The sequence below is a fragment of the Nostoc sp. genome, from assembly GCF_036917195.1.
In the GTDB taxonomy this organism is placed as follows: domain Bacteria; phylum Cyanobacteriota; class Cyanobacteriia; order Cyanobacteriales; family Nostocaceae; genus Nostoc.
The window spans coordinates 38,957-56,390 of the sequence record NZ_JBALDG010000035.1 but is presented as its reverse complement, the minus strand read 5'-3'; the positions used below and the strand labels follow the sequence as shown (position 1 = coordinate 56,390).

Below are 17,434 nucleotides of genomic sequence, written 5' to 3'. Positions count from 1 at the left end.
ATTATCAGCAGTGGCGCGGTCTTTGAGAATCGAGCGGGTGTCCGGGTCATCTTGGAAATTGCTGGCTAATGCTTCGATGGCTGCACCTCGCACATTCCATTGATTATCAGCAGTGGTGCGGTCTTTGAGCCAGTGTAAGATATCACGGTTATCTTTCCAAATTACGGCGACTGTTACAACTGCTTGAGTGCGAACTTCCTGAACTAGCTTAGTTTCTTCGTTATCAAAGAAGGAGTAATAGTACCAGAGGTCATATTTAGTTAAGTCTTTTAGCTCGTTAAGCAATTTATTAGCGGTTGACGCAATCACCGAGCGATTTCTCACTTCTGCAAGACACTTAGCCCCTAAAAACAAGTTGATAAACTTTTCCTCTTCGCCATCTTGCACCATTAAGTACTCAAGAATTTCACCAACAAACTTAACATCAATCATTCCCGCAATTAACAGCAATACCTCATGCCAAGTTTCATCTTGCCAGTGTTTGCCAAAAACTTCAGTTTTGAGAAACTCAATTGTAATACTGCGTTCCTTCTCAAACTGCCAGACAAACTCCCAAGCACAGAAATATTCTAAAAAAGTCCGATGCACAAAGGCATAGTAATCTGCACCCAAGAAACATAAAATAAAGTTGCGCTCTCGTAATTGCTCAATCATTAACCGCGCTATTCTTCTCTCTTGGGGAACTCCCCTTCCTAGTAAATAGCCAATTAAAGTAGCTTCTAAATCCTCCTGACTAATCAAATTGCCTGCCAAACCTGTTTTTGCCGCTTGCATTTTGTAAGCAACCTGACGCAACATCGACTGTTTATCTTTCAGGTCAATGGTGTAAGGATCTATATCAGGAAGTCTAAGCAATTTTGCTTCCACATCCCATTGATGCAGTAATACCCGTGATGCTTGTTCGTAAAGCGTAGCTCTATCTCTTGGCAATTCCTGATTCCGATTCAGAATCGCCATCATCGTCAACAACAGAGGATTTCCTGCTAGTTCTGCAATAGATTGTGAAGTGTCAATCCCTATTTGCAGCCGTTCCCGTTTTCTAACTTTATCCACTGTATCGATAAAGGTTAACTCATGCCAGCGGTAAATAAAATCCTGAATTTGTTCCGGTTCTAAATCTTGCAATATAAAGTGGTGAAACTCAGCATCTCGCAAACGTTGCGGTTTGTAGCCAATCACGCGAGAAGTGACAATCACCTGCACATCACGATATTCATTAGTGAAGCGATGAATATCAGTAATTACATCTTCTCGTTGAGCAGGATCAAATACCTCATCCAAACCATCGAACATCACCAAAGCCTTACCACTCTTTAGTTGTTGGTGCAGTTGATGTTGGTTGAGGTGAGAAATCGCACCACTACATTTATGAAAAAATTCGAGAAAATTATCACACTCTTTATCTTCCCGCCGCCGCATATAAGTGCGTAATTCAATCAGCACAGGAATCGGTAGAGAAAAAGAATTATTCAGAGGACTCCTAGCCCAATTTAATGCCAAGTATTTTAATAAAGTAGATTTCCCGGAACCAGGGTCGCCCAGAATCACGATATATTTATTAGTCTGCTGCTCATTTACAATATCCACTACAGAACGTTTCGGTTGTTCTAAATAAACTCGTTTGTAGCGTTCTAATTCTTCTAACTCAACTTCTGCTTCCAGTTCGTTAGTTTCTCGCAATCTTCGGAGATGTTCTTTTGGCAGTTCGTGAATTCGGGGAATAATTTGATGAATTTCACGGACATTTTGTGCTATGAATATATCCCAAACTTTGAGTTTATCTCGATAATCATAGGTACTCGTATCTAAGCTATCTAAATTAAGATTGCTATAGGTTTCCTTAATATCTTCTTGGTATCTTTCCAAATCAAAATCAGGAATAATCCCGGCTATCTCTGTTGTGTTGTTCTGGATTTTGTCTAAATTTCGGGAATCCAGAATCTCTCGCAGTTCAGAAACTTCTATAATAATCTCTTTAACCTTTTGCAGATATTTCCTGGCAATCCGTTTCCAGTTAAAATCATCCGGTAAGGGACATGAAGCATTTAGTTCATACCAAATTATTTCTAATTTCTTGGTATCTATAGCTTGATCATCTTTAAAAGCAGTTCCCAAAATTCCTTTGACTTCTGGATGCTTGAGAAATTTATTTAGCGGCTGCTCATACTTTTTGATTTCATCTACAGCAAGTTCACTATCATCTAAATCCTGCTGCATCAGTTGCAAAAATTCTGTTACAGCCATGACAACAGCTTTCTCCAGCGGTTCTCGCTTAAAAGGCGCGGTCACAGCATTATTAAAGATATATTTGAAAAAATCTTTAGCGTAGTCCTTGAGTAAATCCTTGACAAACTCTTCGCTAATAATAGTTTTGACAAGAAATCCAACCGTTTTTTGACCTATCCAAAGAGTGAACCACTCAACTATCATACTCACGCCTGCTAAGTGCTTGACTACGAGTATATACACTAGCTTAAGGAATATTTCCAGATTTCTGAGTCTTCTAAGTTAAGAGCGATGCTAGCTGAAGATTTGTTAAAAATAACTAATAACTGTGCATTGATATTAGGAGTAGTTTTATGGTTCTACAAGTTAACCCCATCCAAAAAGAACCAATTGTTACTTGGGAAGCACTTCCAGCCGACTTCATTTTACCTGACGATCCAGTGGAAAATATTCAACAACCTGCGATCGCTGCTGCGCTTACCGATGCTTTGGGAACCGCAGAACGTATCCAACCCCAGATGCTAATTGGCTCTAATTTTGGACTTGTAGCCACAGTCAACAAAAAAATTGTCGTTAAAGCCCCTGACTGGTTTTATGTCTCTCAAGTGCAGTCTGTAGCCGCAAATGTAGTTCCTCGCAGCTATACCCCAAATTTAGAAGGCGCTGCTGTGGCTGTAGTGATGGAATTTCTTTCAGACACAGAAGGTGGAGAACTATCAGTTCGCTCAACTCCACCCTATGGTAAACTCTATTATTACGAAAAGATTCTCCAAGTTCCAACCTACGTAACCTACGATCCCTACGAACCAAGCATAGAACTACGCTGCTTGCAAAATGGACAATATATTTTGCAGCAAGCAGACGCTAATGGACGTTACTGGATTCCTGAGTTAGAGTTATTTCTCGGAATTTGGCAAGGTGAAAGATTACGCCAAACCATGAATTGGCTGCGCTGGTGGGATAGAGAAGGAAATTTGCTGTTGTGGAGCAGCGAACAAGCCCAACAAGAACGCCAACGCGCCCAACAGGAAACCCAACGTGCTGAACAAGAACGCTAACGTGCTGATATACTAGCAGCTAAGTTGCGCGAGCTAGGTATTGACCCTGATGCGTAGGCGTAGCCCGCACAACTCTTGGAGACGCTGCGCCAAGCTTGCTTCCCCGTAGGGGTACGACATGGTTCGACTGCGCTCACCAGCCGCTCAGTCACCATCGTAGACATCGCATAATTTAAAGGGATGCTGGGAATAATAATTTTGGGACATCAGCACCAAAATTCCATGAAACAGCAAAAAAATCAGTTCAGCCATCTCACTGCGATCGAAAGAAATTATCTATCATTTCCTGCACAGTTTTTATTAAATCAAAACCTTCTCCAAGGCAAAATACTAGACTTTGGTTGTGGCTTTGGTAATGATGTTAAAATATTGCGTCAAAAAGGTTGTGATATTACAGGCTATGACCCTTATTATTTTCCAGAATATCCTGATAATAAATTTGATACAATAATTTGCTTTTATGTTTTAAATGTTTTATTTATTGAAGAACAAACTCATGTTCTTATGGAAGTATCACACTTATTAAAACCTGGAGGTAAAGCTTATTATGCTGTAAGAAGAGATATCAAAAAGGAAGGTTTTCGAGAACATTATGTTCACAAAAAACCTACTTATCAGTGTATTGTAAAACTTCCCTTTCGTTCAGTTTGCTTAGATGAGTATCGGTAATTATATGAATATATTCACTATAATCATCAGCGAAATTCCTCTAATTATTGTATATTTTGTAATCCTCGAAAAAATCTAAACCTATTAACTGAATCAGCAACTGCTTACGCTATTTTTGACGGTTATCCAATAAGTAAAGGGCATATTTTAGTTATTCCCAAACGGCATGTTAGCAATTATTTTGAATTACCATTTAAAGAACAATCTGCTTGCTGGTTTATGGTGAACAAAGTACAAGAAATTCTCCAAGCAGAATTTGAGCCTGATGGTTTTAATGTAGGAATGAATATTAACAGAGCCGCAGGTCAAAATATTATGCACACCAGTATTCATATCATCCCTCGTTACAAAGGTGATACTGTCTCTACTAAAAGTGGAATCAGGAACGTTATTCCTAAAAAGCAATAATTTTTTTCATGACAGCTTTTAGTAGCAAACCCAGATTTATAGCGAATACATAAATTTGAAAAACCTGATTTTTTAGTCTTGTTGAAAATATTGCAAAATATTTCAGTTAACGTGAGTTCGATGGGTTATCGCTCTTTCATCACTCTCTCTAGATAAAAAACAATAATCCTTGCTGGACAAGACTTTCAGCCAAAATAGATAATTCTAGCCATAATGTTAGAAAATAAAGCTCAAAACCCAGTTTGTGTCTCTTGTTTAAAAGTTGGCTGAAATTTTTCTTTGACCAGAGTGATGAAAGAGCGTTACATAGTGTTCGCCTAATTAGTCGAATAAAAAACTTCTAAGAGGTTTTACTATGCAAAATCTGTCCCTCTCCGACGGGCGAGAGAAACTTGAACTTTAATTCAAGACAGGGAGAGGTTCGTCGAACTCACGTTCAATTAACCCAGATTATCTGGATCTATTCCCAGCGCTCTTAATTTTTCTGTCAATTGTTGTACCTTTTGTTCTGCAACTTCAGCGCGCTGTGCTTCTTGTTGAGCGCGTTGTGCTTCTTGTTGAGCGCGTTGTGCTTCTTGTTGAGCGCGTTGCGCTTCTTGTTGAGCGCGTTGTGCTTCTTGTTGAGCGCGTTGTGCTTCTTGTTGAGCGCGTTGTGCTTCTTGTTTTATTTGTTCTGCGGGCGTGAGATACCGTTGTCCTTGTTCATCATACCAATACATCCATTCCCGCGTTACACCGCAATAATTTCCCCTTTCGCAACCAATTCCCAGCCCAATTTCTGGTAGCCAAACGGGGTTTCCCTCTTGCAATTCATATTTACCATTAACTAACTTATGTACTTCCAAATGCGGTTTGCGACGGCGACGGGAGGAATAAATCACGTAGTAAAGTACACCTAAAGCCGCATATTCATCCAATTTAGTAGTGTATTCCTTGCGATAATTTTGGGAAACTACTTCTAGCACGAAAATCGGTACAACATTTTCATCCCACAGCACATAACTGGGACGCAACTCTTCATCATAAAACCGCTCTACCCCTAAGCTCAAAAACCCATCTGGCACAATGGGTGGTTTATCCGGGTGATAATAAATACCCATATCTATCCCAAATAACCAGTCCATACGTTCTGTCCAGAGTATCAGCAGGATCGCTTTTAGCAAGCCTGGTATCAATTCTTGCAGTTCATTATCCACAGGCGTTTCATCAGAGTCGGGTAGTTCCTCGGCTGAAGGCAAGTACCTTGGTAAGTTGTAGTCTAACATGGCTGGTTTCCCCAAAAATCAAAGGATATTTGGCTCTATTTGGCTCACCAGAATTATAGCGATTTCTTTGCTAGCGATGTCTACGACAGGCTGTGACACTCGAATACTCGCTCTAAGCGATCGCGAACAGCCTCTCCTAGAGAAGCTATGCGGAAGGCTTTACGCAACTCTACAAGACACTGTTCGCTTTCGCTATTAATGACGCACGGACATTAACTATGTCACTATTTTACTACTATATCTTTAAGTAATTTACTAATACTAATTGGCAGCTTTTAGCTACTAGACAATCTTAGGTCTGCTGCAATCATGAGCAAGAAAATTTATTTGATACCTAAATTCTAACTGTCACAATCCGATTATCTTGATGATGCAATGTTTTGCTTTGACTAAGGAATACTACTTGTGGTATTGAGAAACAGCCAAGATTCGACGATATAATAGTTGCTAGCTGGTTTTTTGGTTGTGTAGAGCATTGCCTTAGCTAAAGTTGCAGCCCAGTCAAGAATGCAGCCGTTTCTACCCCACCAAGGAAGTTGCTTAAGCCGAAAAAATTTTGGTAACTCTTAACTATTAATAAATATATAAGTGCTTAGTGCTATTCATGCTTTATATTTAGCGACAGGGTGGCGCAAACAGCCACTCATGTTCAAATACTTAGGAGGCAGTACCCACCGGAAGCAACTCACGCTTCGATACTATCAGCACGGAGCGTAAGAAGGTTAAGTTGATATTAAAACGAATAATTTTTGCTGAATTGCGACAGATAAAGACTAAACTAAAAAGTCTTGTGCAGCAAAACCTGTAGCTTTAAATGAAGTAATCATGTCTAAGGTTCTTGTCTCAGATTCTATTGACCAAGCTGGAATTGACATTCTTTCTCAAGTTGCTACCGTTGATGTCAAAATAGGTCTAAAACCAGCCGAACTGCTCCAAATTATTGGTGAGTATGACGCGCTGATGATTCGCTCTAGTACACGCGTCACCCAAGAAATTATTGAAGCCGGCACCCAGCTAAAAATCATCGGTCGTGCTGGTGTGGGTGTGGATAATGTGGATGTTCCCGCTGCCACACGCCGGGGAATTGTGGTAGTCAATTCTCCAGAGGGAAATACAATTGCCGCCGCAGAACATGCGCTAGCGATGATTTTGGCCTTGTCTCGCCACATCCCCGATGCTAACGCTTCGGTGAAACGCGGTGCGTGGGATCGCAATAGCTTTGTCGGCACGGAAGTCTACAAAAAAACTCTCGGCGTTGTTGGTTTGGGTAAAATTGGCTCCCATGTTGCCACTGTAGCTAAGACAATGGGGATGAAACTCCTAGCTTATGACCCTTTTATTTCTACAGACCGAGCCGAACAACTTGGCTGTCAGCTAGTGGAGCTAGATTTACTCTTCCAGCAAGCAGACTATATTACCCTACATATCCCTAAAACCCCAGAAACCACCCACTTAATCAATGCCACAACCCTGGCAAAGATGAAACCCACAACCCGGATTATCAACTGCGCTCGTGGTGGGATCATTGATGAAGTAGCTTTAGCAGCAGCTCTGAAAGCGGGTAAAATCGGGGGTGCAGCCTTGGATGTGTTTGAGTCAGAACCACTGGGTGAATCTGAGTTGCGATCGCTAGGCAAAGAAATCATCCTTACCCCCCATTTGGGAGCCTCCACCGCGGAAGCTCAAGTAAATGTGGCCATTGATGTTGCCGAACAAATTCGGGATGTACTTTTAGGACTACCAGCACGTTCAGCCGTCAACATTCCCGGACTCGGCCCCGATGTGTTAGAAGAACTCAAACCCTACATGCAACTATCAGAAACTCTGGGTAACCTGGTGGGACAGCTAGCTGGCGGACGGGTGGAAGTACTTAATATTCGACTGCAAGGAGAACTCGCGACTAACAAAAGTCAGCCTTTGGTAGTTGCTGCCCTGAAAGGATTACTTTACCAAGCTTTGCGGGAACGGGTAAATTACGTAAATGCCAGCATAGAAGCTAAAGAACGCGGAATTCGGGTGATTGAAACCCGCGATGCTTCCATTAGAGACTATGCCGGAACGCTTCATCTAGAAGCCACAGGTACTTTAGGGACTCATTCTGTCACAGGCGCTTTGTTGGGTGAGCGGGAAATTCACCTGACTGATGTTGATGGTTTCCCGATTAACGTCCCACCCAGCAAATATATGTTGTTTACCCTGCACCGCGATATGCCGGGGATTATCGGCAAACTCGGTTCTTTACTCGGCAGTTTTAATGTGAATATTGCCAGTATGCAAGTAGGTCGTAAAATCGTCCGTGGTGATGCGGTAATGGCTCTAAGTATAGATGACCCCTTACCTGAGGGCATTTTGGATGAGATTATAAAAGTCCCTGGTATTCGGGACGCGTATACAGTAACACTTTAATTTTGGATTTCGGACTTCGGCTCCTTTCGGCTTACCTCGGCTTCACCCAACTCTTACCAGAGGCTGGCGCTTAGGGCGTAGCTATGCCGCAGGCTTTACGACGCGGCCCTTCTCTACGAGAGGCTGCGCCAACGGCTACGCTCAGGCTAAACTTGGCACAAGTCGCTTAGTCGAACGATTTTGGACTTCGGCTTCTCTACGAGACGCTGCGCGAACGCTCAGTCGAACGATTTTGGATTGGTAATGGCTAATTGCTCATTGTTTTTCGCATTGGTCATTATCCGTTACCTAGTCCCCAATCTAAAATCTAAAATCTAAAATCTAAAATTATATGGCAAACACCTGGTGGGAACTACAGATTTTATGTGAGCCAGACCTAGAAGATTCTATCTTTTGGCGACTGGAAGATTTTGGCTGCCGTGGAACAGCTAGTGAAAACAAAGGAAATTCATCTTTAGTCAGGGCTTATCTACCGACAATTCAAACGCAGCTACTAGATTTGGCAGCGCTATCGCTGTGGCTGCGTCAAGATGCCCTCTGTGTGGGACTTTCATCTCCCTCCCTGCAATGGCAGTTGATTGATGAAGAAGATTGGGCGACTAGCTGGAAACAATATTGGCATCCGCAGGAAATAGGCGATCGCTTCCTAATTAACCCCGCTTGGCTACCATTACCAGAAACAACGGAACGCTTAGTGATTCGTCTTGACCCAGGTGTAGCATTTGGTACGGGCAACCATGCCACGACTCAGCTATGTTTAGAATCCTTGGAAATGCGGCTGAGTGGAGTTCCTCAGTCGTTTGTGGGTACTAGTGGCAAACATGAACATCTAGTAATTGCGGATATTGGCTGTGGTTCTGGTATCCTTTCCATTGGGGCGCTGCTACTGGGAGCAGAGAAAGTCTATGCAGTAGATACTGACCCTTTGGCGGTGCAATCAACTACCAGTAATGGTGCCCTGAACGACATTAGCCCAGAACGTTTACTACCAGCACTGGGAAGTGTAGAGGTTTTGACAAAACTGGTTGAGAAACCAGTAGACGGTATTGTATGCAATATTTTGGCTAATGTGATTATTGAATTGGTTCCAGAAATGAGTGCGATCGCTAAACCTGAAACTTGGGCTATCTTCAGTGGTATTTTGCTAGAACAATCTAAAGCTGTTGCTGACGCTTTAGAAGAAAATGGTTGGGTCATTGCTACCCTGTGGAAACGAAAAGAATGGTGTTGCTTGAATGTACGGCGTTCTTAACCCAGTGGACACTAGTACACTGTGGCGGAATATTTGCCTACCTTCAACAAGTTGCTTAAGTAAAGTCAATAACTATGAATAAAAGTTGGGTTTTGGCAATTGATCATTTAAAGCCCAGTTTCCTATATCTTGGATTTTGTAATCTACTGGATCATGGAGAGTGAACGTGCGGAGATTACGCCAATAGCGGTCAAAGCCATATTTTGCATTAGTAGCGCGTGCACCCATAACTTCAAAGATGCGGTTGGTAATGTCTAAACCGACTCTAGTGGCGACGACTTTGGCAGTAGCGATCAAAATCGCACATTCTCCCCGTTGTTCTGCGGTAAGTGACCATTCCCGCTCCCAAGCTGCTTGTAGTAATTCTCCCGCCTGCTCAGTTAAATATGTGGCTGCTTGGAGATCAACCCATATTTTGCCAAAGTGCTGGAGGATGTAAGGATCTTTGGTTGCACTCTCTACACCTGATGTCAGCCAAGGTTTTGTATTAGTGCAAGTATATGTTTTAGCAGCTTCAAATGCTCCTTGTGCAATTCCCAGGTAGATATTAGCAAGATTCAATTGAGTTAAGCACGCACGAATAGTGGTGAAGGGTTCACTGGGTTTGTCTCTACTAAGAATTTCGTCAGGGTACACCAACACATTCTCAAAAGTCACACTACCACTGTCTGTTTGACGTTGCCCTATATTATTCCAATCATTATTAACAGTAACACCTTGCCGTTGGGTAGGAATTACCAGAATACTCAATTCACCATTTTCTTGATGAGTGGCAGTGATCGGTAATATATCTGAGTCTTGGGAACCAGAGCAAAAGCTTTTGATGCCGTTGAGACGGAAATAATCATTTTCCGGTGTCAGAGTAGTTCTTTTATCCAAAGGGTTGAGGGCATTGCACCAAAACCAATTGTTGGGAATAGTTTCTGAGTAATAACGCTGTTTTTGCTCTGCCGAACCAAAGATATGAGGAATTACTACACCTAGATGATGGTAAGAAAAGACGTGAGCAATGGAGCTATCAACTTTGGCAAATTCGCGGGTAATTTGCAGAACGGTAATCCAGCTTTGCCCTAAACCACCATACTCTGTAGGTACGATCAGTTTCAGCAAGTTACTTTGGCGCAAGCGATCGCGCTCATGCTTTGGTGTTCCCCCTTTTGCATCCCGCTCTACAGCAGTCTTTGCAAATTCCTTTGCTAAAGACTTAGCTAAATCAATATAATTTTGAGACTCTTTAGTTTCGATTAATTGCATATCTTGCAACTTCTCCTGCTAACCTTTTGTGAGGAGCAACTATAAATTTGGCTGGAAAAACTTTCAATCTACAGTGTTTCAATAAAATTACCGTAGTATAAAGATATCATTGCATAGTTTAACTAATAAAGCAAGTTCAAATTAAATTAATTTTGCTAAAGCTATAGGTGTTAGTGCTGGCTCAAAAAATACTTGGTTGAGAGTCAAACAGAAAAACAAGTACATTAAAAAAAATATGATAATCTACTTGTTTTTCTAGACTATATATGCAATATTAATAAATTAAATCCATTAATCTACTTTAACTAGATAAAGAAACAGTAGATAATAAGTAATGGGCAAAGAAATCAGATTTCTGTTTAAAGTTTAAATATTTTTTACAGATAGATATTCCCTTAGCAAATAGACCAGCTTAAACAGGGATTATTTTGTTGTGAAAAAGTTTTTTATATTGAAATATGGGGATTAGAATGCCAGGTATTAACTGATATATCTGGAAGCATAGCGATATTAAGAAAAATTTTTGAGTATTAGACTAATTCAACATTTCTCAGGGTTAGTCATAAATTTTTAGCTTGACAAGTCACTGAAATGTCTGATGGCTTTCACTAAATTTTCCCAATCAAAAATATGAGGAGTGATAGAAATGTTTAATCGTCCATTTCATAATTTATGCATTGAATCAATGATTTTGGGGGTTACTTTGCTAACCAGTACATCAGTTTACGCTGAAGACAGGAATTTGGTAGCTGTCACTCAAATAAATATACCAACTGCCTTCTACGAGACGCTGGGCGAACGGCATGGTTCGATTGCGCTCACCAGTCGCTCAGTGAGCGCCGCAGGCATCCCCAAGGGCGTCCTAGACCCCAACCAAACTTCACGTTTCGGGGATAATTTTTCGAAAACAACCATTGTACAAACGCCTGAAATTCCTGCAATCAATAGTGATACAAATGTCCCACAGACAAACAGTATATCTCAAGTAACATCTGTATCTCAGTTTTCAGATGTGCAGCCAACTGATTGGGCGCTTCTTGCACTCCAGTCTTTAGTTGAGCGTTATGGATGTATTGCGGGGTATCCAAATAGCATTTATCGGGGAAACCGCGCCATCACTCGCTATGAATTTGCAGCAGGCTTAAATGCTTGTTTATCTCGCATCAACGAGCTAATTGCAACAGCTACATCTGACTTAGTTACCAAAGAAGACTTAACTAGCCTACAAAGACTGCAAGAAGAATTTGCCTCTGAATTAGCAACTCTACGGGGTCGCGTTGATAGTTTAGAAGCTCGGACTGCGGAACTAGAAGCTAATCAGTTTTCTACAACAACAAAGCTTTCTGCAGAAGCCATTTTTGTGATTACGAATGCTTTCCAAGGCTCAGTTAATGGTGATAACACAGTTTTTCAAGATAGAGTTCGCCTCGTTTTCCAAACTAGTTTTACAGGTAAAGACAGTCTATATACTCGTCTAAGTACTGGAAACACTACTATTTTGCAGCTTCCTGGTGGTTGAGCCGAAGGTTTGCAAACCTTCAATCTTGCTCCTGGTAACAACAATTTGTCCCTAGATTGGCTCTCTTACTATTTCCCAGTTGGCAACAAAATCGATGCTTATATAGCAGCCGTGAACGGAGTACTTTATGATTTTGTTCCTACTCTGAGTCCCTATCTTGAGAGTGCCTCAGGAGGTGGTCGTGCTTTGACAGAATTTGCTTCCTCTAGTCCTATCTACCGTATTGGTGGTGGTGCAGGTGGGGGATTCAATTATCGATTCAGTGACCAATTGGTATTGAGCTTGGGTTACTTAGCAGGAGATCATGCCAATCCTCAGCCAGACAGAGGTTTTTTTAATGGTCAATATAGCGCATTTGGACAAATAGCATGGAACCCCAACAAGAACTCTGGCATTGGTTTGACCTATGTAAATGCCTACCAAAATCGAGGAGCAATATTTGACTTGGGTAGTGGCTTTCCACTTGTCGGGACAGCTCAAGCCAATACTCCATTTGAGCGGATGATTACCAACTCCTACGGAGTCGAAGCTTTCTATAAATTTAGTCCTCGATTTGCAGCGAATGGGTTCTTTGGCTACACTAACGCCAAGAATCTGGCAGGTAGCGGTAGTGCAGATATTTGGTACTATGCTCTGGGATTGGCATTCCCAGATTTAGGTAAACAAGGCAACCTTGGTGGTGTTCTTATGGGTGCAGAACCTTATCGGGGTGGTAATCCTGCACCTGCAAACGATTTATCCTTACATATTGAAGGCTTTTACAAGTATCAGCTTACAGATAACATTGCCATTACCCCTGGCGTAATTTGGATTACAGCTCCTGCTCAAAACAATGACAATGAGGATGCAGTAATTGGCACTGTAAGAACAACCTTCACCTTTTAGATAATCAGCAAAGGTGCAAAGAATAATTCATCGAAAGTCGGCGAGTTTTTTATCCTCCTAATCAGCAATGCAGATATGAAAGCTAAAAAACTCTCCCACTGCTAAGAGGATAGAGGGAGCAGATTTGTGGGCTGTGATAGCTCTGTGAAAGACCACATATTGAATTGCCAAACAAATCCAAAATCCAAAATTGAGTTACTCCAATAGAGAATAGGACAATTACAGCCAAGGATGGCGTGGGGGGTAGACACCATTGAGGAAGTAGTTGCCAACAGCGTAGTACTTCCAGCGCACGGGATCGTGGAGTGTGTGAGCGCGGGCATTTCGCCAGTGACGATTGTAGTTGAATTGCTCCAATGTAGACTTAGTACCTGCTAGTTCAAACAACTTGTTGGTAGCTAGTAGTGATGCTTCGGTGGCTAAGGCTTTGGCTTCAGCAACTGCGATCGATGCTTCAACTACCTTGGGTTCTTCTAAACCTGACTCGTTGGCGATGTCGATAAACTCACCCGCACGTCGCAGCAATGCTTCAGCAGCGTGAACCTGAATTTGTACATTGCCTAAGTTATAGAGCGTTAGCGGGTCTTCATATCCTTTTTCTAAATTGCTGTCAACCCAAGGGCGGGTATGGTTGCGAACAAAGTAGATGGTGTCACGGACTGCGGCTTTGGCAATTCCCACGTCTACGGCGGCTTGGATGATTTGCGCGATCGCACCCATTGGTGTTGCCCTCTCAAAGGCTAAGTAGTGCGGAATCACGTGTTCTGCCTTAACTTTCACATTTTCAATAATGCTAGTGCCGCTGGCAGTGGTACGCTGCCCGAAGCTCGTCCAGTCATCAAGTAGCGTCAATCCTGGGGCATCCCGTTCGACAAATGCCACCACTGTTTTACCATCTGGATTGCTGGCAATGACGGGAACCCAATGTGCTAGTAGTGCACCAGCAGAGTAGTATTTGCGTCCGTTAAGTACGAAGTCAGATCCATCTGGTTCTAATTTTGTCTGGACATCAGTAACAGACTTAGTGCCAATTTCCGAGAAGGCGTTACCGAACCGCTTGCCTTGTAGAGCCAAATCAAAGAAGAACTTCTTCTGCTCATCTGTGCCATCTAGGCGAACTGCTTCCACCATATAGAGGTGGTTTTGGGGAATTTGACCGAGGCTAGAGTCGGCTTCGGAGATGATTTTAATTACTTCTGCCAAGGTGACACTCGATACAAAAGCACCGCCATACTCTTTAGGGACTGTAATCCCCCACAATCCACTCTGGGAGAACTTTTGCACTTCCTGGGCAGGTAGACGCCGATTTTGGTCGCGCTCTGAGTCTTCCTTGGCAAACTCAGCTGCTAGTTCGTGAGCGATCGCGATCGCTTCTTGGTCATTCTGAATAATATATGCCTTCTGTTCTGTATTAATTATTGATGTCATCCTAAAACTCCTTGATTATGATTGAGTGACTCATAATCCAATACGGTTCAGTTAAGAGACGCGAGAAATCGCCGTCTCTACAAGTGTTTTGGTCTTATCTGAACTGTATTGACTCATAATCGCCACTACTATGAGACAACGCGAAATATTTGTATTTGATCAGCACATCCTAGTTGAGGGATGGACATCTTGCCCATCTAATGTTGGTGATGGACAAGATGGCTTAGTATTTACGATCGCTAATTATTGTTGCTGTAGGAGTTTAGGCGTTATCTAGAACAGCTTTAATCTACAAAATCCGCCCCTACAAAGTATATTCCTGTTAATCTAGACCACAACCAACTCATCAGATGTTCGACGATTAGCTTGTAGTTCGCGCACAATCGGAATTACTGTCTTACCAAATGCTGGGAGATCATCTGAGTAGTGTAAGAAGCCACCAAGAATTAGATCAACTCCCGCTTCATAAAACTGGCGAATCTTGTCAGCTACTTGGTCAGCCGTGCCAATCAAGCCCGACTTGAAGCCATCGTTATACTGCACCAAGTCTTCAAAATTTGAATTTGCCCACATCCCCTGATGCTCACGAGTCGAGGCCCCCGCCTGTTTCACGGCTTCGCCAAATCCCTTAACTGCCTCGACATCCGCTTGGGCAATGATTTCGCGCAATACTTCATGGGCTTCTGCTTCCGTATCACGCACGATGATAAAGGAATTCAAACCAAACTTGATTTTGCGTCCTTCTTCACGAGCTAATGCAGACACCTCTGCAATCTGCTCTCGCACACCTTCTATAGTGTTGCCATTCATAAAATACCAATCAGATACACGACCAGCCATGCGCCGAGCCGCTTTTGAGTTACCACCTTGGAAAATTTCTGGATGCGGTTGAGTAATTGGTCTAGGCTTCACCCAACCACCGTTGATCCGATAAAAGTCGCCTTTGAAGTGAAACTCATCCTCAGTCCACAAACCTTTCAGAACGCGGATAAATTCCTCTGAACGACGATAGCGTTCGTCATGGTCTAACCAATGTTCACCATAGATAGTGAATTCATCTTTGAACCAGCCGCTAACTACATTCAGAGCGAACCGTCCGTTAGAGAGAAAATCAATGCTAGAACCCATTTTGGCAACTACTCCCGGATGCCATAATCCTGGGTGAACTGCTGCAATTAGCTTTAATTTATTAGTGACTGGAGCTAGAGCTGAGACAATTGTTAATGCCTCTAACTGGTACTCAGCGCCATAGCTGGCGATAAATCTAGCTTGTGCTAGAGCATATTCAAATCCAACTTCTTCAGCCGTCTGAGCTAGTTGAGCATTATATTCATAAGTCCAATTTGTCCGTTGGGGAATTTTACTAACAACTAACCCCCCGCTGACGTTGGGAATCCAGTATGCAAACTTAATATCTACCATAATTGTGCGTTTGTAATTGAAACTGCTTGGTTATTTGTCTAAATTTGCTTATGATGCAACAAAGCCTAATTTGTCATCAGGAACAAATCAGCTAAAATTTGAGCCGACAAAATTTTAGTCAAAATTTAAAGCTTCAGAGCGGCTGGAAACTACTCTGAGTTTACAAGTAGACAATTTCAGGTTCTGATGGTCGTAATATACCATAACCCGACTGAAGTACTGTAGTTTTTAATGGATCAGACTGTATCACGATAATTTCTCCGATGTCGTGACTCAATATACTTAAATTCCATTTCCATATTCCAAAATGGAATACTGCCAATTTTACTAAGTATTTAATTATTATTTGATATTTGCTGGTTATCAGCCTGATTTAGTCAGAGCAAACTAGGAATCAGGACTCAACAAAGTATCGATACTATTCCATATTGTGATAGACAACTGATTTTCATGTGTCATCTGCAACTATACACAGCAGAAATAAATGTGGTAGTGTGAACTACTAAACCACGGTAAAAAGATATAAATACCGTAGTTTAATTAATGTCTCGTAGAAAAAGGCACAGGAAAAAATTTATGCCACTTCAGTTTGGAATTTGGTCGCCGGTCTGTGGTGGATGGTTGCGAGTTGTCAACCATGAGGCTAATTTATCCACGCAAGATTTGGTGAAGCTGGCAGTTCAGGCAGATGAGTTAGGTTATCACTTCTATTACATTCCTGAACATTACTTGAATGCAGTTCATGGCCCTAACTATAATGTGACTGACGCCTGGATTACAGCAGCTTTAACAAGTTTGAATACCAAGAATATCAAGATTGTTGCGGCTGTACAACCTGGTTTTAAACTACCTGCGGTCGTTGCCAAGCTGAGTGCAGACATTCAAAATCAACTCAGTAATGGTAGATTTGCTCTGAGTGGTATTGCAGGTTGGTGGAAATTAGAAGTAGAAAGCTATGGAGATATCTGGTTACCCCACAGCGATCGCTACGCGCGATTAGAAGAGTATATTGATGTAATCAAGGGGCTGTGGACAGTTGAAGCTTTTAATTACGTTGGTAAATACTACACGATCGCAGGTGGTATTCTCTCAGATAAGCCTACACCAACACCACCCATTTTCATTGCTGGTGAATCAGACCGGGCGATTGAGTTAGCGGCTCGTCAGGGAGATTATTTATTTATCAATGCTGATCATCCTAAAAAAACGGCAGCATTGGTGCAGAAAGTGAAAAGATTGGCTAGCGATCGCTACCAGCGCCAGATTAAAGTAGCAATGAGTGCATTTGCGATCGTTCGTGAAGATACTGGCCAAGCCGAAGCCAGATTAGAGGCGATTTATCGTTCTGCGGATCAGCAGCAGATCAAATATTTTCAAGAGCAAATCGATCCTAACGTAGTTGCCCACAACAAACTCGATATCAGTCAAACCATTGAAGCCAATCTGGGTTTATCTGCTCAACTCGTTGGCGATCGCTATACTGTTATTCAACGCTTGAAAGAATACGAAGCCGTTGGCGTTGACTTAATAGTACTCAAATTTGAATCTATGTTGGAAGACACTATTCGCTTCCATAAACTAGTGATTTCTGAATATACACAGCAGAACAGCTTAATTGCCTTGTAATTAAAAATCTTGCTTT

Annotated in this window: 9 protein-coding genes and 2 pseudogenes; 6 read left to right on the top strand and 5 right to left on the bottom strand. The window is 42.1% G+C overall.

The genetic code is table 11. From position 1 onward, the window contains the following. Positions 1-2,430: NACHT domain-containing protein (locus tag V7K40_RS12935; protein WP_334960095.1), on the bottom strand; the 2,430-nt coding region annotated here is incomplete at its 3' end. A gap of 149 nt (positions 2,431-2,579) precedes the next feature. Here V7K40_RS12935 and V7K40_RS12930 point away from each other — a divergent pair. Together V7K40_RS12930 and V7K40_RS12925 are read left to right on the top strand one after the other, a co-directional pair. Next, positions 2,580-3,284, top strand: coding sequence for a Uma2 family endonuclease (locus V7K40_RS12930; protein ID WP_334960092.1), 705 nt, complete (start codon positions 2,580-2,582; stop codon positions 3,282-3,284). A 222-nt stretch (positions 3,285-3,506) separates the two neighbouring features. Then, positions 3,507-4,361 (top strand): annotated as a pseudogene (locus tag V7K40_RS12925) (bifunctional class I SAM-dependent methyltransferase/HIT family protein). 440 nt (positions 4,362-4,801) lie between these two features. On the opposite strand, the gene V7K40_RS12920 reads toward V7K40_RS12925, so the two are convergent. Continuing rightward, a complete protein-coding gene (locus V7K40_RS12920; RefSeq protein WP_334960090.1) occupies positions 4,802-5,626 on the bottom strand; it encodes a Uma2 family endonuclease in 825 nt (274 codons plus the stop codon). An 825-nt stretch (positions 5,627-6,451) separates the two neighbouring features. On the opposite strand from V7K40_RS12920, the gene serA reads away from it, so the two are divergent. Beyond that, positions 6,452-8,032 carry a phosphoglycerate dehydrogenase gene (gene serA / locus V7K40_RS12915; RefSeq protein ID WP_334960088.1) on the top strand — a complete coding sequence of 527 codons (1,581 nt, stop codon included), beginning with the start codon at positions 6,452-6,454 and terminating at the stop codon, positions 8,030-8,032. 331 nt (positions 8,033-8,363) lie between these two features. Then, positions 8,364-9,284: a 50S ribosomal protein L11 methyltransferase gene (gene prmA, locus V7K40_RS12910; protein ID WP_334960085.1), complete on the top strand. Its 921-nt coding sequence runs from the start codon at positions 8,364-8,366 to the stop codon at positions 9,282-9,284. A 72-nt stretch (positions 9,285-9,356) separates the two neighbouring features. Here prmA and V7K40_RS12905 read toward each other — a convergent pair whose 3' ends face one another. Further along, the gene (locus tag V7K40_RS12905; RefSeq protein ID WP_334960083.1) at positions 9,357-10,538 is read right to left on the bottom strand and encodes an acyl-CoA dehydrogenase family protein; all 1,182 of its coding nucleotides are present in this window, start codon (positions 10,536-10,538) and stop codon (positions 9,357-9,359) included. Between the two features lie 646 nt (positions 10,539-11,184). On the opposite strand from V7K40_RS12905, the pseudogene V7K40_RS12900 reads away from it, so the two are divergent. Further along, positions 11,185-12,942, top strand: a pseudogene (locus V7K40_RS12900) (iron uptake porin). 219 nt (positions 12,943-13,161) lie between these two features. Here V7K40_RS12900 and V7K40_RS12895 read toward each other — a convergent pair. Both V7K40_RS12895 and sfnG read right to left on the bottom strand, forming a co-directional pair. Further along, a complete protein-coding gene (locus tag V7K40_RS12895; protein WP_334960080.1) occupies positions 13,162-14,370 on the bottom strand; it encodes an SfnB family sulfur acquisition oxidoreductase in 1,209 nt (402 codons plus the stop codon). A 327-nt stretch (positions 14,371-14,697) separates the two neighbouring features. Then, the gene (sfnG, locus tag V7K40_RS12890; protein ID WP_334960078.1) at positions 14,698-15,792 is read right to left on the bottom strand and encodes a dimethylsulfone monooxygenase SfnG; all 1,095 of its coding nucleotides are present in this window, start codon (positions 15,790-15,792) and stop codon (positions 14,698-14,700) included. Positions 15,793-16,368: 576 nt separating this feature from the next. Here sfnG and V7K40_RS12885 point away from each other — a divergent pair. Beyond that, entirely contained in the window at positions 16,369-17,418 is a 1,050-nt protein-coding gene (locus V7K40_RS12885) for an LLM class flavin-dependent oxidoreductase (RefSeq protein ID WP_334960076.1), read from the top strand. Positions 17,419-17,434: the final 16 nt, after the last annotated feature.